The following is a 19,738-nucleotide window of genomic DNA, read 5'->3' on the forward strand; positions in this document are numbered from 1 at the left end:
GCTAAGCGGATACCGTCTGCTGTGCTTTACCCTCGTCAGCAGATCTCTAGATACGATTATTTGAATCAGCGCCAATGGTACCGATATTTTGTTAACGAGCACGGAGGGATTCGAACCCCCGACCCTCAGAACCGGAATCTGATGCTCTATCCAACTGAGCTACGTGCCCTGGGCCAGCATTGATTGTAACACCCTGGTTTTGTTGCGATCGCACCCACCGCCGAAAAGTTTAAGAATTGCGGGCTAACTGACCAGCTTTTCACCGCGAATCGACCGATCTAGCAATTCGATCGGGTGCATCAGCGGCATCTGATGGCCTTGCGCTTCCAGATGCTTGAGAATTTGTAGCGAGCAGCCGGGGTTGGGCGATGCCACCAGTTTGGCCCCCGTATTGACCAAATTTTGCGCCTTCATCTGCCCCAACTCTGCCGCCACTTCGGGTTGCAGCATGTTGTAGACGCCCGCACTGCCGCAGCACAGTGCCGCGTCCACCGGTTCCCGAATTTGCACTTGGGGAATTTGCTTCAGCACTTGCCGGGGTTGCACGCTGATTTTCTGACCATGCAGCAGGTGGCAGGCGTCTTGATACACCAGCGGTAACGGGCCGTCGGTGATGGGGTGCAGTTCGGCAGTTAGTCCCACCTCCGCGAGAAACTCGTGGACATCGCGAACGCTGGCAGAAAAGGCTTGGGCGCGATCGCGGTATTCGTCATCGTCCTGCAAGATGTGGCCGTATTCCTTCAGCGTGTGACCACAGCCCGCTGCATTGATCACCACATAATCCACGTCGGTGCCCTCAAAGGCGTCGATCATTTGTCGCGCCAGCGCTTGGGCCTGCTCTTCTTCGCCCTGGTGAGCGGGCAGAGCCGAACAGCAGCCCTGACTTCGGGGAATCACGATTTCGCAACCGTTCGCCGAGAGCACCCGCGCGGTGGCTTCATTTACATCGGAGAAAAAGACCCGCTGCACACAGCCCAAAATCATGCCGACCCGATAGCGCTTGTTGCCCTGAGCGGGGATCACCTCCGGCAAATTGTCTTGAAACGATTTAGCCGTGACCGTCGGCAACAGCGACTCCATCGCCGCGAGATGGGGCGACAAGCGCTGCAACAGCCCTGAGCCTTGCACCAATTTTGAGATACCGAGTTTTTGATAGAGGCCCAGCGGCGTTAGCAATAGGCGGATGCGATCAGGGTAGGGAAAGAGCTGAAAAATGAGGGTGCGAAAGAGTTGTCCCGGGAGCGATCGCGTATGGTTGCGCTTGACCTGGGGACGCACCGCCGCAATCAACTGGTCATATTGCACCCCCGACGGACAGGCCGTGGTGCAGGCCAGACAGCCCAAACAAGAATCAAAGTGCTCCACCGCCGTCTCGGAAAACGGCACCTCCCCCTGGTTGATCGCATCCATCAGGTAAATGCGACCGCGCGGCGAATCCATCTCTTTGCCGATGACCCGATAGCTGGGACAGGTCGTGAGACAAAAGCCACAGTGCACACAGGCATCAATCAGCCCTTGCTCTGGCGGATGCTGGGGGTCAAAGCCTTGGCTGGCCGGGGCGGGGGCAGGCTGCTGAGCAGCATCAAGCGAAGCAGAATTGGGAGAGTCAGCCGTTTGCATAGGGGCGATCGCGAACTGTGGGTCAGTAGTTTCCAGCGTACCGTGTTGCTTTCGCGATCGCGGGGGATCATCTTTCAATAGTGATCATTTGCCCCAGCGAAGTCCCTTTTTTGGCAAACATACCTGCGTATTCTGGCGGGCGATCGCCGACCAGAATACGCGCCCAAACCTTAGCCCGCCAACAATTTGGCCTTAGCGAGCTGAAACTCCTCATCCGTTAGGGCTCCAGCGGTTTTGAGATCGGTGAGCTTTTGCAATTGTCCCAATAAGTCATCACTGCCCGTCGCCGGGGCTGCCGCTGCGGGCATCGGTGTTGCCGCCATCGCCTGCTGAGCTTGCATCGCCGCCATTTCAGCGCGCATTTGCTCCAGTTCAATTTGCGACTGCATGGCAGCGTTATTGGCAACCTGTTGCTGCTGGGCGGTTTGGGCACGGTTATTCATCGCGCCGCCCACCGCTCGCGAAGTGGCCGTCGCTGTACCCGAAATCACGGCAGTGCGAGCCATCGTCCGGACCAGGCCAGGCCCTTGACGTTGCACATTGACGGTGGGACCACGTCTTCCTCTACGGGGCATAACAAAACTCCTAATGAATTGATGAGGGTTTTAACTAAATCCAAACGGCTAACTTAAGCGATCGCTTCTGGCTGCTCGGTGCTCAGGGCTTCAATGACGCGGTGAGGGATGCGCTCACTCAGCAGTACTTGTCCATTAGCGTTGACGATCGCATCCCGGAAGCGGGTAGCCCAAACATTTTCAAACAGTAGCAGGGCCGCAGAGGAATTGGGTTCCAAGGATTGCGCCAGGGTAATGGCGTCGCTTTCTGCCAAAAATCCATTGACCTCAGGGACTAACGGGTCAAAGGCATCGTACACCTCGTCTTCATCCACTTCGTCCACTTCGATAATGGTCAAACTGCCATCCGCGTCTTTTTTGATAAACAACAGATCAAGAATGCGGACAGTATTGTTATCCACCAGTTCTTGTAAAGCCGGCACAATTTCGCCAGTGAACTGGTTGCCAGGAAATTTCACCAGCAACATTTCGACGGGGCCAAGGGACATGAGAGCGATCTCCTCAGAGCACAAGAACGAGGCCATTATATGAATACTTTGAATTGAATGGGGGATGCCGCAATGCTTCTGCATAGAGCGTGAATGCGGCACCAGTCGCTCTCGACCTGAAATATAGCGTTGCGCAGATAACTCCGTTCATCGACTTGGCAGAAAAATAAGGAGCTGAAGAAGCAGGGTCTTATCAAATCCAAGTTTTGTCAGGCAGGCATCTTGCCTGCGCCGGGACAGCCGTCTCGGCTGTCCACACTTAGGTTAAATTCCCATGCTTTAAACTTTTGGGCTGTCGGCACCGTAAGTGTTTAGCGTAAAGCTCTCCGCCGGTATTGCATCCCCTCTGGGGCTAATCCTGTAGGGGTTTTGTACGAGCCTATCAGAGAATCGCAGACACCTCGTTTAGCAGAAGCTAGCGGTGATTGTATAGACTAAGTTGACGTTAAAAGTTGAGTGAGTGTCAGCGCCTCCAAATGTCAGAATTTAGCCAATTGAGTGCCTTCCGCCCGCAGGTAAAAAAAGCCTAAACAGAGCTTATGAACTGGCCTGTGAGCAACCGAGCCTGTCCTTTTCTAGCTGCATGGGCAATAGCTTCCGGCAAACTGTGGCCGGGTTGTTTGCGAAAGACGAGATGAACAGTTCAACGATGTTGTCAGGTCACGTCGCAGCGACGCGAGCGCGGGCGCAAGCCAGTGAGAGCGAGTATCTGATAGCGGCCCAAGACACGACGTACTACAACTACTCAGGGCAGGCGCAGATGTCGGGACTCGGTGTAATTCAGGGCCAGGTACGGGGGCTGATGCAGCATAACGTGTTGCTTATGGATGAAGGCGGGCTGCCGCTGGGTATCGTCGACCAACAGTACTGGACGCGAGGCGGTGCGATGGACTGGCCCACGTCGCAGAAAGAGTCTCAGAAGTGGTTCAACGGTCTAGCTGCGGTCAACCAGCAAGCGCAGGGCAGCGACAAACGCTGGGTGGTCACGGGTGACCGCGAGAGCGACATCTTCGACTTCTTTAAGGCAGAGTGCGAGTCGAATGTCGACTTGCTGGTGCGGGTGTTTCAACCGCGTCGGGTCGAAGTCGTCACCGCTGGGGTCGTCTGCCCATTGCCGACAGTCTGCGCCCACCTCGACGACTATGGGAATGAGTCAGTCCAAATTGAGCGTCTGTATGACGGTAAGCGCCGCACGGTCGAGCTGACGCTACACCTGCAAGCCGCCATCGTTCATATCCATCCCAACCAGACTCTGAGCTCAGCGCGCCACAAGACGCAAGCCCTCTCGCTAGTGGTGGCGACTGAAGTCGCTTGTTGCGATGTCAAATCTCAAGCGGACTGCTTCGAGACCGACAACTCCCTGTCTTGGTTTCTGCTCACCAGTTTACCGATTACACAGGCCGACGAGGTGCAACGCATTGTTCGCTTCTATGCCTTGCGCTGGCGCATTGAGCGCCTGCATTTCACCCTCAAGTCAGGGGCACTGGATGTTGAGAAGCTACAGTTTGACGATGTCCATACCTTGACCAATGCCTTAAGCTTCTATTCTGTGGTCGCTTGGCAATTGTTGGGGCTCACCTATGCCTTGCGCCAGGACCCAGAACAACCCGCTGAGACACTGTTTGAGCCAGATGAACTGACGTTGTTGCAGCAACTGTCAGGTAAACCGGTTGCCTCGCTGCGTCAGGCAACTCTGGCATTAACCAGGTTGGTCGGCTTTGCCCCGTCTAAGAAGCAGCCCTTGCCAGGTGTCAACGTATTGGCCACTGCCATTGAACGTTTCTTCTTTGTCAAACAGGGCGCTGCAGCTGTTTCTAAACCCCTACAAGATTAGCCTCTGGGGAGGGGCGTTGGGGTGGGTTAGTCAAGTCATGACCGATATCTGACCCACCCCGCCCTCCGGGTACCCCGCCATCGGAGGGGCAGCTATTCCGAACTAACGCTAAACAGGTACTCGGCACCTGACTGCGGATTGCGATACGTGCGAATTGCCAAACGTTACGTGAGCGTCGCTGCTCAACCCATGCGCCCAGGACTGAACTGGGTTTGAGGATCGAAATTGGCTTGTAGACGCGCCATCATGAGTTGGCTGGCGGGAGCAATGCCCCAAGCCTCAAACTGTTCTTTCCAGGCTGTGGGTGCTTCTAATAAATTGAGGTAGCCACCAAAGGCTTGACAGTGCGATCGCACTGCTATCAGTGTCTCTACAGAATTTTCTCCTGCTTTCAGTCGTAACGTCCCGATGCCGCTACTAGCGTGAATCCGGGCTTGCCAGGAATCGGCGGCAAGGGTCTTGGCTAAAAAGTTCAGCAGTGGCACGGCTTGAGCAGGAAGGATGCCCAGTTTGGTGATCGCGACATCGTCAGCCTGCGGAGCAAACAGGGTGTCGCCTAACCTTCGCCAGAATTCTGCATCGGCGGCATCAGTGAGGACTTGAGAGTGGAGTTGGTGCGTTTGAGCGATCGCCTGCAACCGTTCCACCTGTTCGCTCACCCCCGCCGCAATACTTTGAAACTGTAGCGCCAGTCCCACCGTTCCCTGCTCCGCCCCCTCGAATAAATCCGTGGTCACCAGATCCATGGCTACCGGGGTTAGTGAAGAGGCCAAAATGCTGGCCGTCGCTTGTTGAATAGCCGTCGGCTCACCCGTGAGCAAAACGGTCTGAGCCGCTTCTTGCAAAGGGTAGGTACGCAATGTGAGTTGGGTCATGATGCCCAGGGTGCCAAAGGAGCCCGTCATCAGCTTCATCAGGTCGTAACCGGCGACATTTTTTACCACGCGGCCCCCCGCCTTGGCGATTTGCCCATCATGGCGGACGAAGGAAACCCCAATCAGCATGTCGCGAATGCCGCCATAGCGTTGCCGCAGGGCGCCCGTATCGCGCGTTGCCACGATTCCCCCAAGGGTGGCCCGGTCGGGATAGGCTGGGTCAATCGCCAGAAATTGTCGCGTAGCCAACAGTTGTGCCTGCAAGTCCGCGAAACTTACCCCCGCTTGGGCCGTCACCGTCAAATCCCCTTCGGCATGTTCGATCACTTGATTTAAATGCTGGGTGCTGACCACGATGTCGGCCCCCGTGACCAAGTTTCCCCAAGCCAGTTTGCTGCCATGTCCACAGGGCAAAATCCGCCATTGATTGTGGTGGGCACAGGCGACGATCGCCGCCATCTCGGCTGGAGTTTTGGGAAAAGCCACGCACGCGGGTAATTCATCGGCGGCGATCGCACCCTTCACCGCACTCAAGAGGGGCTCCACCAACGACTCGCATGGGGTCACCTGAGACGCCCCCAAAATAGATTCCACAGTTTGGGCGATCGACCCCATAGCGCAATTCCGAACCTCACCATTATTTAGTGTAAGTCGTGCGGTCACCCTGCCCACGGCGTCGCCTGGGCTTCCGCCGTCCCATACACAAATGTGCAGGCTACTCCTTGAGAAGCAGCCTGCACATACGACAAAAGTAATTGAATGCTCGATCTAGCGAGAAGTTTTGTCCTAAGCTTCCCGATTGTTCAAGAAAGTCTGGAATTGACCAATGGCAGCTTTGCCAATATTGAAGACCGCCCAGCCAGCAGCCAGACCGAGGGGAGCTAATACAACCACAATTCTCCAATCCATCGCCAAACCTCCTAAAAATTAAGTGACTTAATGTGATGTCACATTCTTCTCATAATCTCTCTATATCATAATTGAGAATTGATTCACAATCTTTGTGACTTAACCAAACCCAAGATTTTCCGATTGCCCCGCGTGGGCTAAGGCCAGTTGACGATATTTCTTGGCGTGCTCAATCAGGTCAGCGGCTTCAGTCTCCGAAACTGGACGAGCCACCTTAGCGGGTACCCCAACCACCAGCGATCGCGGCGGCACATCCTTCGTCACCAGAGCCCCCGCTCCAAGAATGCTACCGGCCCCGACCCGTACCCCATTCAGCACAATGGCACCAATACCAATCAAGCATCCCGCTTCGATATGGGCGCTGTGAATCACCGCGCGATGCCCCACCGTGACATATGCCTCCAACACCGTTGGCTGACCCGGATCGCCATGCAGCACCGCCCCGTCTTGAATATTGGTCGCTTCCCCCACTTGAATGGCTTCGACATCGCCGCGCAGGACTGCGCCATACCAGACGCTACTGCCGGGGGCGAGGGTGATTTGACCAATGAGAGTCGCACCGGGAGCGACAAACGCGGCTGATGAGATATCGGGGGCAGGCCACAATTTTCCCGGCGCAGATAAAATGGGGGCTGAAAAATTTGTCATTGACCAAAGGTTTATAGAGATTGCACAGTGGAAGCATCGTTCCCCCGTTATAATACGGCTACTGGATTCCGTTGGACTGCCTCCCTCAGCCGATTGCTACATGGTTAACCCAGCCCTGCAATATCCGATTTTTGGCCCTGAGATTAAGTGTCCGCATTGTCGGCAAAAGATTCCGGCATTGACCCTGACCGATACCTATCTGTGTCAGCGACATGGGGCTTTTGAGGCCAACCCTGATAGCAAGGAGTTGGTCCATTTACAATCGGGTCGTCACTGGCGGCAGTGGGAAGGCGAATGGTATCGCCAACATACGCATCCTGACGGCATTCGGTTCGAGATTCATGAAGCGCTTGATCGACTCTATACCCAGGGGTACAGAGCTACGCGAGTGATCATCGCCCAGCGCTATCAAGAGCTGGTCAAAACGTATTTAGAACGGAGTGCCCCCTGGCGAGGCCATAGCGAAGGGACGACGCCTCGGCTATATGGTTTGCCGGTGGAGTTCAGTCCTTCGTCGGATGAAGACCCTTGCTGGAATGTCATTAACTTCAATCTGGAGAAAGAGCCGGGCGTGCCTGTGCGCTATCCCTATTTCCGCTTGTTTGAATAGGCCAGCACGCTAGGGCGGGTCGCAGCGTTGCTTGTTTTGATGGCTCCCAGCCTGGCCCACTTACTTGTGTCTGTATGCATCACGCTTCCATCCGTACGGCTAATATCCACCGCGCGATCGCGTTTTATTCGCTGTTGGGCTTTGAGATGGAAACGCAATTTACCGCTGGCATCACTCTGGCTTGTTGGATGACGGGGTTACAAGGCCGCATCGAGTTACTGCAAATTCCGGAGCCGCAGCCTGCGCCCGACTGTTTTCACGACGAACACTACACCGGGTATTACCATTTGTCGTTTGACTTAACAGAAACCGTCGATAGTTTGCCAAATTGGCTAGAATCGCTGGCAAAGCAGTTTGAGCACGCCAGTCAGCAACCAACGGCTGACGTTTCGCCCCTCAAGGTTTTGCTACCGCCGCAGCAACAAATGATCGGCGATCGCGTGTATGAGGTGGCCTTTATTGCCGATGCAGATGGCCTGCCCCTGGAGTTTTTGCGGATGATGAAAGCATGAGCAGTAATGGCGTGCAGCCGTTTGAAAATAACTGGGCTTACCTAAAAACGGAGCTGCGCTGGCTCGATCGCATGTTGATGATGGCGGTAGCTCGCAAGCGCCAGGATGATAAAGCCGTGCATCGGGTATCTAGTGCCACCGTGGACGAGATCACCAGCCACTGGTGGAAGGGCATCATCACGGTGAATCGCGGCATTGACGATCGTGAAGGCCCCCCGCCCAAACGCCAGCCCCCCGCCACCCCGAGTCAAGCCAGCTATAGTCAACAGCTACAGCTGCGGGTGCGGGCGTCGCAACAGGCCAATATCCTTCTGGCGTTGCCGCTATTGCGCGATCGCCTCCAACTCTCGGAGGTTGAGAAGAATCTGGTGCTGATGGCGATCGCCCCCGAAATTAATCGCCGCTATGGTCGTCTTTACGATTACCTACAAGAAGAAGAAGGGGCGCTGGCCGATTTGCCCACGGTGGATCTCTGTCTGCGATTGCTGTGTCGCAATGATCAAGACTGGCAACAAGCTCGGGCTCGCCTCACGGCCCATCACTCTCTGGTCCACCGTGGCCTGCTGGAGTGGATTGGGGATGAAGACGGTACGCTGCTGAGTCAGCAAGTGCGCGTCAGTGACGACCTGGCAAATTTTTTGCTCGCCGATTATCCCACTGCCGCCACCCTAGAGTCGTTGCTGGCATCCTCGGCACTCGATGGGTCAGAGGCGTTGGATGAACTGCCATCGGGAGTGGCACCCCGCCGGAGTACTGCACCCGTGCCGCTCGCCGACTCGGAGACAGCTGCGCTAGACAGCTCTGAGGAAACCGCTGCTCCGTCGTCGACAACCTCCACTACCTGGGACGATTTGGTCTTGCCCAAAGCCCTCATGCGGCAACTGCAATATCTGGCTCGTCAGGCCCAAGCCCGCCACCATGAGACCGACATTCCCGGCCTAATGGTGTTGCTAGTAGGAGCACCGGGTACGGGAAAAACCACGGCAGCCAGCGCGATCGCCACTGATCTGAAAGCGCCTCTCACCTCCGTTGACCTGGAAACACTGACGCCTGAGGACTATCCCGACAGCTTGACGGCTTCCCCCAGCGAAACTACCAGCTTGCTCTTAGTCAACCAGGCCGAGCACTGGTTTGGTCGCCAGTCCCAAGTCGAGGCCCCCTGGCTGCATCAATGGTGGCAATGGCGACAGCAGTTTGGTCTGACCCTGGTGAGCACGACTGCCCCGCAAAAAATTCTGCCCCATTGGCGACAAAAGTTTGACGTTGTGCTCACCCTGCCGCGTCCCGATGAGAAGACTCGCCAGCAACTCTGGGAACGGGCGTTTGCCCCCAAGTTCAAAACTCATCAGTTGGATTGGCGGGCGATCGCTCAACAGCTTCCCCTCACGGGCGGCGAGATTAGTATCCTGGCCCAGACCATCGAGCTGGATCTGCGATCGCGGCAACGTGCCACGGTTACCCTCGCTGTTTTCCGGGCGGCACTGGCGCTCCATCATCCCCACTTAGAGGTGACAGCCGTCGCCAAAGCTAAAGTAAACAACCCCAAACAGCCCTAGTAACGGGCATCGCGCCAAGCGGTGCAACCCAGCTGGCATCGCTAAAACAAGGGCCACTGTTGATGACACGTCCAACTGTTATCCTCATGGCGCTCATAGAACCGGAGTTCCCAAGCCACCGACGCCTGCGGCTTCACGAAGTCTTCAGCCAGTTGTTGCAGTACTTGACGGTGCTCACTTTCAAAGCCGTAGGCCAAACTCAGATGCAGCCAATCTTTGAGCCGAAGGGGGGCTGACCGGGTCGGCGAATTGGCGGCACTGGCAAAGTCAGCAATCAGCTGTTTGAGCCAGTCAGAAGACAATTCCAACCCATGCCACTGTGCTCGAAACGTGAGAGCTTTCACCCCAATCGGGGGCTGCGGTTGCGATCGCCGATGCCGTTGCAGCGATCGCGCCAACCCATCTACATAATGCGGAATGCTGCTGACCGTGTCTTCAAAAAAGCCCGTCAGCGTGCAGTGCGGCATATAGTGGTGGGCCAGATTAGGGCCACAAGTAGCGCGACTGCGTTCAAAATACACCGCGAGTTGATCGGCTAATTCCCCGACTGGGCAGGCGTAAACAATCAGTTTGGGCATGGGTTGCAAATACGAGTCAGGCTCTGGAAAATTGCCCCAACGCGGTGTTTAGCTGGCCAGGGGAAAGAAGAGTTGCCAGTACCAGTTGATCAGGCGATCGCCCCAAAACAGCGTAACCAATCCTCCCAAGGCGAGAAAGGGGCCAAACGGAATGGGATTTTGGCGGGTGGTCAGCCGGAGCGCGATCGCGGCGCCCCCGATCAATGCGCCCAAGGCACAAGCCAAAAAGCTACTCAGCAACATGCCCTGCCAGCCGAGCCAAGCCCCCAACATCGCGGCTAGCTTACCGTCGCCGCCCCCCATCACCGTTTTACCCGTCAACACCGAGCCCACAAATCCGATCGTTTCAAAAATCCAGATGCCCAGCACTGCCCCCACGACGGCAGCCATTAAGCCGCTGGCTGCATGGCTGAGCGTCAGCGTCTCGGTGGAAAAAATCAGGAGCGTTTGGGCCAGGATCCCAAGCACTAATCCAGACTGGGTCAAGACATTGGGCAAGGTCAGCGTGTCGAGGTCGATAAACGTGAGGCACACCAGCCAGCTCAAAAAAATCCACGCGCCGACGGTGGCCCAAGTTAGCCCAAAGTAAGCAAAAGTGCCTAAAAATAGACCGCCGACCAATGCCTCTACTAGGGGATAACGGGGCGCGATCGGGGTATCGCAGTACCGACAATGGCCTTTGAGCCACAGCCAACCCAAGATGGGCACATTGTCGTAGGGGCGCAGGGGATGATGACAAACCGGACAGCGAGACGGCGGATGCAGCAAAGAGAGTGCTGCCGGCACTCGGTAAATCACAACGTTCAAAAAGCTGCCGATCGCCGCTCCGAACGCAAACACAATCAGTGGAAAAATGATACCTATCACAATGGCTCTGGCACCGTGTGCTGAACAGGATCCCGTTTGCCCAGAGAGTTAGTGAATATCGGGCTCAATTTGCTCGAGGGGCACAAAACACTCACTCGGTAGCAAGACTGGCGGGCCGCTGAAGATCAGTTTGCCCCGGCGACTTTTGCGATTAATCGCGACGCCCATGGGCCGCTGCATGTCGTCAGGATGCACCTCATAGTAGGTGCGATAAATGTGTCGGGCAGCCTTAAGCAAGGCCGGATCAAAAATGGCGGCGGCCCCAGCAATTTCGTCGGGATAGGGGGCACGGGCGATCGGTGGGAGCGGCTGATGATAGCTATGCACAGCTCAGGAACCCTTAGTGTGTGGACAAAAGTTCAGTCAACTATAGCAGCAGTCTTTACAATCGCTCGGCGAGCGATCGCTTTGCAAAACTTCTTAAGCAAGTGCCTCTAGGATAGCGTCTCCCATGGCTTTGCAGCCAACTGGCGTCATGCCCTCAGCCATAATATCGCCCGTGCGATAGCCCTGATCGAGTACTGTGTTCACTGCCGCTTCAATCTTGTCTGCTGCTGCTGGCTGATCGAGGCCATAGCGCAGCATCATCGCTGCACTAAGCACCTGGGCGAGGGGATTCGCTTTGTCCTGCCCCGCGATATCGGGGGCAGAACCGTGGACAGGTTCAAACACCCCAGGGCCATCGGCTCCCAAACTGGCGGACGGCAACATGCCAATACTGCCCGTTAGCATCGCCGCCGCGTCAGACAAAATATCGCCAAAGAGGTTGCCCGTCACAATGGTGTCGAACTGTTTGGGCCATCGCACCAACTGCATGGCCGCATTATCTACATATAAATGTGATAACTCTACATCGGGGTAGTCGGCGGCGAGGGCGGTGATGAGATCGCGCCATAACTGCGACACTTCCAACACATTCGCCTTATCGACAGAACAGAGGCGACCCTGCCGCTTTTGCGCCGTTTCAAAGGCGACGCGACCGATGCGATCGATTTCGCTCTCGGTGTAGGCCATGGTGCTGACCCCCCGCTTTTCTCCCGTTTCTGACTGAAAAATCCCCTTGGGCTCCCCAAAGTAGATGCCGCCGGTCAGTTCTCGCACCACCATAATGTCTACCCCTTCGACGACTTCCCGCTTCAGAGATGACGCATCAACCAGTTGGGGCAAAATCGTGGCCGGACGCAGATTGGCAAACAGTTCTAATCCCGCCCGCAGAGCCAGCAATCCGGTCTCGGGGCGTTGGTGGCGCGGCAGCGTATCCCACTTGTAGCCGCCGATCGCCGCCAGCAACACCGCATCACTTTGCTTACACGTCTCCAGTGTGGCCTCTGGCAAGGGGGAACCCGTCTCATCAATCGCGGCTCCGCCCATGAGCGCTTCCTGAAAGTCGAAGCTGAGATCCAGCTGACTGCCTATCTGATTCATAACATCGACGGTGACGGCCATAATTTCAGGCCCAATGCCGTCGCCAGGGAGCAGAGTGATGCGAAAGGATTGCGTCATGGATTTGCCAGGAAATCGAATTGCGTGAGCAGAATGACCGTTAGCAACAGTCATCCAAAGGCGTATTATCCTACATCTGAGTCAGGAGTCCAACCCTGTTATTTGCAGGATGTCCGATCAATTGCCGAAAAATGGGGAGGAACCCGTTACAGTTGATGGAATACCTTTATCTGCATGGGTTTGCGTCGGGGCCACAATCTGCCAAGGCACAGTTTTTCCAGCAACAGTTTGCGCAGCTGGGCCACCCCCTGCACATTCTGGATTTGAATCAGGGGGATTTTACCCATCTCACCCTGAGCCGCCAAATTGAGCAGGCGATGGCGTGGATGGGCGATCGCCCCCAGGTCACCGTCATCGGCTCCAGCTTTGGCGGCCTCACGACCTGCTGGCTGGCCGAACAGCCTCAGGTATCAGCTCAAATCAAACAGTTGGTGTTGCTCGCTCCGGCCTTTCAGTTCTTGGCTCAGTGGCTACCGCGCTTGGGGCCTGAAGCGGTAGCCCACTGGTGCAAAACCGGGCGGCTCTCGGTCTACCACTATGGTCAGCAACAGCAGGCAGAGTTAGCCTACGACTTCATCACCGATGCCCAAAAATATGATGAGGCTCATCTCCAGGCCGCCGTCCCAACGTTGATTTTTCACGGTTACCACGACGATGTGATCGACATTCAAGTCAGTCGCGACTACGCCGCCCCTCGTCCTTGGGTGCAACTCATCGAACTCGACAGCGACCATGCCCTGGGCAATGTGAATGACATCATTTGGGCGACCTTGCGATCGCAGCTTGCACTCGCCTAAACAGGCTTACCTGCTGCCATAGAGACAGCGATCGTCGAGCCGACCATCATGACCTGCAAGGCGTCATTTATACGGTCTGATCATGAGGTCTTAACGAAGAAATGACGGTAAAGTTTTAGCCTAGATGAAGATACCCCTGTGGACTTGCAAGAATCTACCATAGCGGTCAGGTTAGGAAGGAAAGCGGTCAGGGCTTTTACGTAAGTATCAGTACGACATGAGTACGATACGGATTTGGGTGCAGGGTTCATCGGTCAGGCGTATCATAATTTTTCAAGCGCATCTTGATATTTAGACTTTTTCAACCTTGTAAGATTTGCGATCGCCAGCAGTTAGTGAGTTAGAGCGAGCCTTATTGAACTGCAGACCGTGGTATTGGGTGCATCAACTTGGGAACGTCAGTCAACCTTAAGCAGACTTAAGTAGATATCAGTCAAAGACGAATCTTTAAACCCAGGTGAGTGAGGTCGAGCATTGCCTCACTCCGATTGAGTCAATTCCGCTGCAAGTGTTGAGGAAGGTATGAAGGCTGTCGGCCTAAAATGTATTTCAGCTGGGCTGGGGCTAGCGATCGCCACCAGCGCAGGGGGCGCAGCAGAAGCGGCCACCTTGATTTTGGGAGCCAGCACACAATCTCGATACGACCAATATGGCATTGATTTTTTGGCCCCTCGGCCTGAGCATCCTCCCCTAGCTAACACCCTCACCGGGTGGCGGAATGATGTGGAATTTCGCTCCTACTTTTTCTTTGATTTAGATACCGTATCTACTGCCGTGACGGGGGCTCGGTTGCGGCTCCTCAACAAGCGCTATTACTCCACTGAGGCCAGTGAAACCCTGCAACTGTTTGACATTGTCACCCCTATGGAGCAGTTGGTCGGCGGTTTTGGGCGACCGGAGTTTTTTGCTGATCTAGGCCAAGATGATTCTGGACAAGGCAGCTACGGTGAAGTCACGTTAGTGTCTGCTCCTACCACCACTGACTTTGACAATCTGGTTGAAGAATACTTTGAAGTGGTGCTGACACAAGCCGCCATTGACGGTATTAATCGGGCAGTGGCAGCAGGGCAGCGCTATTTTGGCATTGGCATTCGACTCGCCGATACAAGTCGAGGCAGTCCCTACGCCTTTAAATGTGAATTTTCGAATGGCGAGCCGATTCCCCCTGACGATTGTCCGGTGAGGGGAGTCCTAACAGAAGGAGTCGTCTTTTCGGGTGGCAAGGGCGATCCACGTCAGCAGTCTGAAGTACCAGGAGAATTGCTACTCGATCTGCAGCCAGATTCACCGTCAGTCGGAGTTCCTGAGCCGGCCACCGCCCTGAGCCTGATCACTGTGGGATTAACGGGTATCTGGTTCAAAAGTCGCCTACGGCAGTCTGATTGAGCGGGGGATGACCGATATCCCCCACCTGGATAGGAATTAGGCTGTTGTACAGGGGCATCTACTTGCTATTAAAACTGTGTCGCCCATCTCAAAGGCATCATTGATGCCAGCGAATAAGGCCAGGACTACCCCGTTTGAGAAAAGGAATATGTAAAGAATCGATTGAGTATGCCGAGGGACTCAATCCGATATTCTGGCAGCATCGGCATATTGGGAATGCCCAGAGAAGTTCGATAAATGCTGCCGATCGCAAAATTTAAGCGCTCAGTGCGATCGCGAATGAGGGTGTCTAACTCTGGCATGAGTGACTGCACCATCTCGCCACACTGGCCGCCCAAAAGGTCACTGATACCGGCGGGCAAATCGGTACAGACTTCATCGGTGAGATAGGTTTGCGCCTGGGCCCCGACGTAATCGGCATAAGCCTCTGGGCCAGGATTAGTGACGACTAACGCAGCTGTGGCGACGGCTAAGATGATCGCCCCCAGCAGAACAGACAGTTTCATTATGAATCCAGATTTACTAACGTGGACGCTCGCAGATGACACTGACGCCTGCTAGCTTTCGTGTCCTTGAGACGGGCGATCGCCGCTACGGTTCCATCGTAGTGTTCATGCTAGCAGAGTCATCATCGCACCATGTGGCCCTGCTAGCTGCAGTTGAGCAACAGTGATCATCCCCTCACCAAGACTGAATTTGCTGACGGTGCTTGTCAACAAAACGAGATGAAATGCTATATTGAAAAACGCGCATGGCGAGCGTAGCCAAGGGGTTAAGGCAGCGGATTGTGGTTCCGCCACTCGGGGGTTCGAATCCCCTCGTTCGCCCTTATTTTACATAGTTAGCTTCAGGGCTAGATTCTTATTCGTGCTGGTCTGGTTGAGTCCGCTCAACACACCAAAGTTGATGTACAAAACAGCTTAAACCTTGGGAGTTTTACTAGGGTCGGTCGGTATGGCTCTCAGCATCCAAACCCTACTCAAAAGCAACGTCATAGCGTCCGGTTAAAGGAGATCCTTCGTTCCTGCCGCGTTACTGTTTCTTGCAGTGAAGCATGCAGTCACAGCCAGGCGAGTACACAGCAGAGAATGGCTGTTGCTCAAACGACTTGTTGAAACGGTTAGCAGGACGGAGCCGTTTTCGTAAAGGGCTCAGGTAGGGCAACAAAATTCCTGATTTGACGCCTGATGGCTATTACTGTCAGAGGGCTGCGGGACTCAGGAGGAAGCTGAGTCATTTCTATCGATTCATTAGCTAACTTTACGGTTTGACCTACGCTGAACTGATTAGTGGTTGACTGCCACGGCAGGCAATGTAATGCGAACAATGGTTTGCTTTTTGGGGATACTTTCGATGACAAAAGAACCGTGATGTAGTTCGACCAGTTTTTTGGCGATCGCTAAACCTAAGCCCACCCCCTGATGCTGAGTTCCCTCCTCTGAGAACTGCAAGTAAGCACCAATGTTGTCAATTTCTTCGGGCGTCATGCCTTTGCCGTAATCAATCACATAGAAAACAAAAGCCTGGTTCTGAGAAGCACACACTACTTTTACAGGGCTTCCTTCTTCAGAGAACTTGAAGGCGTTGGCAATGATTTCTTGGCAAATCCACTTGAAGTTGGATGCTGATACCTGAGCTGAAGCGGGCTCAGCCATGAGCTCAAGATCAGCATCACGTAAGAAATCTTTAGCAATCGTGTGAGCAATTTTAATCAGGACTTCGTCAGCGTGCTCTGTTCGCTGCTGCCGCATCGCGATCGCCCTTTCTGCATGGGGATCTAAGCTCTCCAACTGCGCAGAAAACATCAGTTTTTCTATCAACTCCGCCATCTGCTGAGCATTGCGATTAATCGCCTTGGCTAAACCCACGATACCTGCGGTTGGCAAGGTGTCGGCTTTCAGACTTAATGAGTGAGAGAGCGCCCAAATTTCCTCTAGATAAGTGGCAATCTCTCTTGGGATAGCGTTATTGACGCTCGTTCTCAAAATCTCTAATTGCTTCTTGGTTTCCTGGTGAGCGGCGGCCTTAAGCTTTAGGCGACTTTGGATAGTGCTTAACAGTTCATCATGAGTAAACGGTTTGGTGATGTAATCATTGGCCCCTAAATCCATCCCTTCTCTGAAGTCAATCTTGTCTGCTTTCGCCGTCAGAAAAATGAAGGGTAACGTTTGAGTTTGAGGATTGTTGCGAATTTTTTTTAGCACCCCGTGCCCATCTAAAATCGGCATCATGACGTCACAAATCACTAAATCAGGATGAAATTCCTCAATCACCTCTAATCCTTCTTGACCATTAGAAGCACTTTCGACAATATAATCTTCAGCTTGTAGGATGTCGACAATGCTATCTCGAATGCCAACTTCATCTTCAATCACAAGAAGTTTAGTCATGGGTAGATCTCTCTTTCATAAATGGTAAATTGACGACAAATGTGGTGCCGTGCCCTAATTCACTGGAACAGGCAATTTTTCCCTGATGTGCCATGACTGCTTGTTTAGCAATCATCAACCCTAATCCTGTGCCTGAGATATTGCCAACATTGTTACCCCGATGGAAAGGCTCAAATAAATGGCGCTGATCCTCTTCAGAAATCCCAATACCTTCATCCGACACTTTGAAAATTGCCGTGCCACTATCCACGGTTAGTGAAAATTTTACGGGTGTCTGCTCAGGAGAGTACTTGACCGCATTTGACAGCAGATTAATCAAAATATGATTTAGCAACTTTTCATCGGCTTCACCTTCAAACCGATCTCCAATGCATTCAAATTCAATGGGAGTCACTGAACCAGACTGAATAATGTGCATTTCTTCTACTAAGTTCAAGCAGAACTTACGTAAATTAATCATTTGCGGCTGACAGGTGAATTTCCCAGCTTCTGCTTTGCCGGCAGTTAAGACATCACTCAAGAGGGTCGTAATATATCCCACTGAGTCTTGGATACGTTTGAGAATAATGGCCTGCTTTTCATCGGAAAATTTATGCCGATATCGCTCTAAACTTTCGGCTGAAGCCATAATGGTTGTGAGGGGCGTCCGAAATTCGTGAGATGCCATCGAGATAAAACGAGTTTTGAGTTCGCTCAGTTCTTTCTCTTGAGTGAAAGCTTTGCGAATGTCAAGTTCAGCTTGTTTGCGCTCTGTAATATCCCGAGCAATACCACGATAGCCACCAAAGCTACTATCAGGGTTTAAGACGGGTGAACCGCTAATTTCTAAGGTCAGCGATCGCCCGGTTTTGTGGCAACAATTCACTTCAATCTGGGTAAACGGTTGGTGAGAGCGAATGAAGTAGCTCAGGATAGTGGTGAACCGGATACCTTCATCCGCTGACATTAGATCAGTAAGATCTTTTCCTAGTAAGTCATTAATTGTGTAGCCGGTGATGTCTTGCACCTTAGGACTGAGATAAATAAATTGGGAATCTAAATCCATTTCCCAAACCCAGTCATTGATATGCTCCACTAAATTTCGAAATCGCGTCTCACTTTGTTGAAGGGCGGCCTGAGCCTCTTTTTGTTCGGTAACGTTGATGCCAACACAAACAGCAGCATTACCATTATCGTATTTTTGTGCAGCGACATAATAAGGCGACTGAGTTCCCTGAGATTCAATAATCACTTCTTGAGCCGCAACTGTTTTGTCGCTTGCGAAAAAGCTTTCAAGAAACTCCCGGAAATTAAAAATTTCATTTTTGAAGCCTACCTGGCATCCGATAAAGTCAGTTGGATGTAGTTGATAGGCTTCTGCCAAGGCCTGATTGCAGCCGAGGTAAGTTAAGTCACGGTTGACCCACGAAACCATCCCGGGAACCGCATTCAGGACAGCTTGCAACTGCTGGTTCGTTTGGGCCAGAGTCTTCTTGACTTGGGCCTGCTGATTGAGGAGTTTTTTGATGATCAGGTGATTTTGAATGCGAGCTTTCAACACAGTGGGGTCGGCGGGCTTCACGATATAGTCATTGCCCCCAATTTGAAAACCTTTGGCCTCTTCGCTAGCCTCCCGAAGACCGGTCAGAAAGATGATGGGAATATCTTTTGTGAGGTCGTCTTGCCTGAACTCAATGCATAAGTCATAGCCACTCAATTGGGGCATCATGACGTCCAGCAAAATCAAATCTGGTGGCGGTGACAGATGAGCTAATTTTCTGGCCTGCTCCGGTTCCGTCGTCGTCATCACATCGTAGTCTTGCTTGAGATGCTCTGTTAGGACGTCAAGTTGCTCAGGTTGATCATCCACAATCAAGATCTTCGAGAGAGTTGCAGATGTCATCATGCCATTAACTCCAGCCAAAAATCCGACAGCATCGGAAAGGAATCGTATGCTTTGATCCTTCATTAAACGATGATTTCGCTCAAAATACTCAGTATTTTTATCGAGATTTACATGACTTTGAGAAGGGAAACTGCCATTTTCAAGCCATTCAGAATGATTGAGAATATGCTGTTTACAGGAATCGTCAACCATGTTGATTTTGCGCGGGCTTGATTGATTTGATGACTGATCTCAAATCAACCAAGGAGCACATGATTACCTGTAGCGCTCATTCTTCTATCACAGACACCCTGATGGCTAGAAAAGATACAGGTTGAGTAGGAAGTGATGTTTTGATGTTGTTGAAACAATTTCCTGCTGAACTTAAGATGCCACCAAGCTACTCGAAAATGACATCCATTCACACTAATTTATGTTTTAGCTAGTCGATGATTCTCTGAAAGGTCTGATGCGAAACCTATGGGATTAGCCTCGGGTCTCTGGCGGAGAATACTGTTCGCCAGAAGATAAGATATGTGAATTTTTGTTTTGCTTCTCTCGATTACGTCTGGCCTCTTGAAAAGCTAGGAAAAGTATATGAAAAGAAGATTGGATGGCTGATTTATTACTCTTGATGTTGTTTCAGGAGTTGATGATTGGGACTGCGCTTTGATCGGGGAATACTGGGGCGTGCTCCAGAAGGTCTAGTTAGGCTATCCTCCATGG

At 53.1% G+C, this 19,738-nt stretch carries 20 protein-coding genes and 2 tRNA genes; 8 read left to right on the top strand and 14 right to left on the bottom strand.

Going from position 1 to position 19,738, the window contains the following annotated elements:
• Positions 1 to 95: 95 nt before the first annotated feature.
• From DYY88_RS15060 to DYY88_RS15075, 4 genes are all read right to left on the bottom strand, one after another.
• A tRNA-Arg gene (locus DYY88_RS15060) sits at positions 96 to 169 on the bottom strand.
• Positions 170 to 243: 74 nt separating this feature from the next.
• A complete protein-coding gene (locus DYY88_RS15065) occupies positions 244 to 1,698 on the bottom strand; it encodes a (Fe-S)-binding protein (protein WP_367889298.1) in 1,455 nt (484 codons plus the stop codon).
• 92 nt (positions 1,699 to 1,790) lie between these two features.
• Positions 1,791 to 2,126: an SHOCT domain-containing protein gene (locus DYY88_RS15070; protein WP_207223347.1), complete on the bottom strand. Its 336-nt coding sequence runs from the start codon at positions 2,124 to 2,126 to the stop codon at positions 1,791 to 1,793.
• A 122-nt stretch (positions 2,127 to 2,248) separates the two neighbouring features.
• Entirely contained in the window at positions 2,249 to 2,683 is a 435-nt protein-coding gene (locus DYY88_RS15075) for a DUF6325 family protein (protein WP_039726995.1), read from the bottom strand.
• A 583-nt stretch (positions 2,684 to 3,266) separates the two neighbouring features.
• Here DYY88_RS15075 and DYY88_RS15080 point away from each other — a divergent pair.
• Entirely contained in the window at positions 3,267 to 4,517 is a 1,251-nt protein-coding gene (locus DYY88_RS15080; RefSeq protein ID WP_052288151.1) for an IS4 family transposase, read from the top strand.
• 182 nt (positions 4,518 to 4,699) lie between these two features.
• On the opposite strand, the gene DYY88_RS15085 is transcribed toward DYY88_RS15080, so the two are convergent.
• From DYY88_RS15085 to DYY88_RS15095, 3 genes are all read right to left on the bottom strand, one after another.
• Entirely contained in the window at positions 4,700 to 6,007 is a 1,308-nt protein-coding gene (locus DYY88_RS15085; protein WP_039726997.1) for an FAD-binding oxidoreductase, read from the bottom strand.
• 171 nt (positions 6,008 to 6,178) lie between these two features.
• Positions 6,179 to 6,301, bottom strand: a complete 123-nt coding sequence (locus DYY88_RS15090; protein WP_072041326.1) for a photosystem II protein Y — start codon at positions 6,299 to 6,301, stop codon at positions 6,179 to 6,181.
• 99 nt (positions 6,302 to 6,400) lie between these two features.
• Entirely contained in the window at positions 6,401 to 6,949 is a 549-nt protein-coding gene (locus tag DYY88_RS15095; RefSeq protein WP_039726999.1) for a gamma carbonic anhydrase family protein, read from the bottom strand.
• 100 nt (positions 6,950 to 7,049) lie between these two features.
• Between DYY88_RS15095 and DYY88_RS15100 the strand changes: the two genes are divergently transcribed.
• The 3 genes from DYY88_RS15100 (at position 7,050) to DYY88_RS15110 (ending at position 9,627) form a co-directional block, all read left to right on the top strand.
• A complete protein-coding gene (locus DYY88_RS15100) occupies positions 7,050 to 7,559 on the top strand; it encodes a TIGR02652 family protein (RefSeq protein ID WP_039727000.1) in 510 nt (169 codons plus the stop codon).
• Positions 7,560 to 7,633: 74 nt separating this feature from the next.
• The gene (locus DYY88_RS15105; RefSeq protein WP_039727002.1) at positions 7,634 to 8,071 is read left to right on the top strand and encodes a VOC family protein; all 438 of its coding nucleotides are present in this window, start codon (positions 7,634 to 7,636) and stop codon (positions 8,069 to 8,071) included.
• A complete protein-coding gene (locus tag DYY88_RS15110; RefSeq protein ID WP_039727003.1) occupies positions 8,068 to 9,627 on the top strand; it encodes an AAA family ATPase in 1,560 nt (519 codons plus the stop codon). The genes DYY88_RS15105 and DYY88_RS15110 overlap by 4 nt, the downstream gene beginning before the upstream one ends.
• Before the next feature lie 41 nt (positions 9,628 to 9,668).
• Here DYY88_RS15110 and DYY88_RS15115 read toward each other — a convergent pair whose 3' ends face one another.
• The 4 genes from DYY88_RS15115 to leuB form a co-directional block, all read right to left on the bottom strand.
• Positions 9,669 to 10,205 (bottom strand): hypothetical protein, encoded by a 537-nt coding sequence (locus DYY88_RS15115; protein ID WP_039727006.1) that lies wholly within the window; start codon positions 10,203 to 10,205, stop codon positions 9,669 to 9,671.
• 48 nt (positions 10,206 to 10,253) lie between these two features.
• Positions 10,254 to 11,045, bottom strand: a complete 792-nt coding sequence (locus tag DYY88_RS15120) for a prepilin peptidase (RefSeq protein ID WP_242517619.1) — start codon at positions 11,043 to 11,045, stop codon at positions 10,254 to 10,256.
• A 75-nt stretch (positions 11,046 to 11,120) separates the two neighbouring features.
• A complete protein-coding gene (locus DYY88_RS15125; RefSeq protein WP_084607066.1) occupies positions 11,121 to 11,399 on the bottom strand; it encodes a hypothetical protein in 279 nt (92 codons plus the stop codon).
• Between the two features lie 93 nt (positions 11,400 to 11,492).
• A complete protein-coding gene (gene leuB / locus DYY88_RS15130) occupies positions 11,493 to 12,575 on the bottom strand; it encodes a 3-isopropylmalate dehydrogenase (RefSeq protein WP_039727009.1) in 1,083 nt (360 codons plus the stop codon).
• A gap of 155 nt (positions 12,576 to 12,730) precedes the next feature.
• Between leuB and DYY88_RS15135 the strand changes: the two genes are divergently transcribed.
• Positions 12,731 to 13,372 (top strand): YqiA/YcfP family alpha/beta fold hydrolase, encoded by a 642-nt coding sequence (locus tag DYY88_RS15135; RefSeq protein WP_039727011.1) that lies wholly within the window; start codon positions 12,731 to 12,733, stop codon positions 13,370 to 13,372.
• A 522-nt stretch (positions 13,373 to 13,894) separates the two neighbouring features.
• Entirely contained in the window at positions 13,895 to 14,758 is an 864-nt protein-coding gene (locus DYY88_RS15140; protein ID WP_039727013.1) for a PEP-CTERM sorting domain-containing protein, read from the top strand.
• 125 nt (positions 14,759 to 14,883) lie between these two features.
• Here the strand turns inward: DYY88_RS15140 and DYY88_RS15145 are convergent, their stop codons facing one another.
• A complete protein-coding gene (locus tag DYY88_RS15145; RefSeq protein ID WP_052288429.1) occupies positions 14,884 to 15,264 on the bottom strand; it encodes a DUF4359 domain-containing protein in 381 nt (126 codons plus the stop codon).
• 35 nt (positions 15,265 to 15,299) lie between these two features.
• Here DYY88_RS15145 and DYY88_RS24905 point away from each other — a divergent pair, with 35 nt between their 5' ends.
• Both DYY88_RS24905 and DYY88_RS15150 read left to right on the top strand, forming a co-directional pair.
• Positions 15,300 to 15,431 (top strand): hypothetical protein, encoded by a 132-nt coding sequence (locus DYY88_RS24905; RefSeq protein WP_302849248.1) that lies wholly within the window; start codon positions 15,300 to 15,302, stop codon positions 15,429 to 15,431.
• Positions 15,432 to 15,512: 81 nt separating this feature from the next.
• A tRNA-His gene (locus DYY88_RS15150) sits at positions 15,513 to 15,585 on the top strand.
• Positions 15,586 to 16,044: 459 nt separating this feature from the next.
• Here DYY88_RS15150 and DYY88_RS15155 read toward each other — a convergent pair.
• Positions 16,045 to 17,148, bottom strand: a complete 1,104-nt coding sequence (locus DYY88_RS15155; RefSeq protein ID WP_039727014.1) for a hybrid sensor histidine kinase/response regulator — start codon at positions 17,146 to 17,148, stop codon at positions 16,045 to 16,047.
• Positions 17,141 to 19,225: a hybrid sensor histidine kinase/response regulator gene (locus DYY88_RS15160; RefSeq protein ID WP_084607067.1), complete on the bottom strand. Its 2,085-nt coding sequence runs from the start codon at positions 19,223 to 19,225 to the stop codon at positions 17,141 to 17,143. The genes DYY88_RS15155 and DYY88_RS15160 overlap by 8 nt, the downstream gene beginning before the upstream one ends.
• Positions 19,226 to 19,738: the final 513 nt, after the last annotated feature.

The organism is Leptolyngbya iicbica LK (assembly GCF_004212215.1).
Classification (GTDB): Bacteria; Cyanobacteriota; Cyanobacteriia; order Phormidesmidales; family Phormidesmidaceae; genus Halomicronema; species Halomicronema iicbica.

Bases quoted from the DNA above. Each gene is read 5' to 3' on its own strand.
- DYY88_RS15070 (WP_207223347.1), bottom strand. From the start codon at position 2,126: ATGGCTCGCACTGCCGTGATTTCGGGTACAGCGACGGCCACTTCGCGA.
- DYY88_RS15075 (WP_039726995.1), bottom strand. From the start codon at position 2,683: ATGTCCCTTGGCCCCGTCGAAATGTTGCTGGTGAAATTTCCTGGCAAC.
- DYY88_RS15080 (WP_052288151.1), top strand. From the start codon at position 3,267: ATGGGCAATAGCTTCCGGCAAACTGTGGCCGGGTTGTTTGCGAAAGAC.
- DYY88_RS15085 (WP_039726997.1), bottom strand. From the start codon at position 6,007: ATGGGGTCGATCGCCCAAACTGTGGAATCTATTTTGGGGGCGTCTCAG.
- DYY88_RS15090 (WP_072041326.1), bottom strand. From the start codon at position 6,301: ATGGATTGGAGAATTGTGGTTGTATTAGCTCCCCTCGGTCTGGCTGCT.
- DYY88_RS15095 (WP_039726999.1), bottom strand. From the start codon at position 6,949: ATGACAAATTTTTCAGCCCCCATTTTATCTGCGCCGGGAAAATTGTGG.
- DYY88_RS15100 (WP_039727000.1), top strand. From the start codon at position 7,050: ATGGTTAACCCAGCCCTGCAATATCCGATTTTTGGCCCTGAGATTAAG.
- DYY88_RS15105 (WP_039727002.1), top strand. From the start codon at position 7,634: ATGCATCACGCTTCCATCCGTACGGCTAATATCCACCGCGCGATCGCG.
- DYY88_RS15110 (WP_039727003.1), top strand. From the start codon at position 8,068: ATGAGCAGTAATGGCGTGCAGCCGTTTGAAAATAACTGGGCTTACCTA.
- DYY88_RS15115 (WP_039727006.1), bottom strand. From the start codon at position 10,205: ATGCCCAAACTGATTGTTTACGCCTGCCCAGTCGGGGAATTAGCCGAT.
- leuB (WP_039727009.1), bottom strand. From the start codon at position 12,575: ATGACGCAATCCTTTCGCATCACTCTGCTCCCTGGCGACGGCATTGGG.
- DYY88_RS15135 (WP_039727011.1), top strand. From the start codon at position 12,731: ATGGAATACCTTTATCTGCATGGGTTTGCGTCGGGGCCACAATCTGCC.
- DYY88_RS15140 (WP_039727013.1), top strand. From the start codon at position 13,895: ATGAAGGCTGTCGGCCTAAAATGTATTTCAGCTGGGCTGGGGCTAGCG.
- DYY88_RS15145 (WP_052288429.1), bottom strand. From the start codon at position 15,264: ATGAAACTGTCTGTTCTGCTGGGGGCGATCATCTTAGCCGTCGCCACA.
- DYY88_RS24905 (WP_302849248.1), top strand. From the start codon at position 15,300: ATGACACTGACGCCTGCTAGCTTTCGTGTCCTTGAGACGGGCGATCGC.
- DYY88_RS15155 (WP_039727014.1), bottom strand. From the start codon at position 17,148: ATGACTAAACTTCTTGTGATTGAAGATGAAGTTGGCATTCGAGATAGC.
- DYY88_RS15160 (WP_084607067.1), bottom strand. From the start codon at position 19,225: ATGGTTGACGATTCCTGTAAACAGCATATTCTCAATCATTCTGAATGG.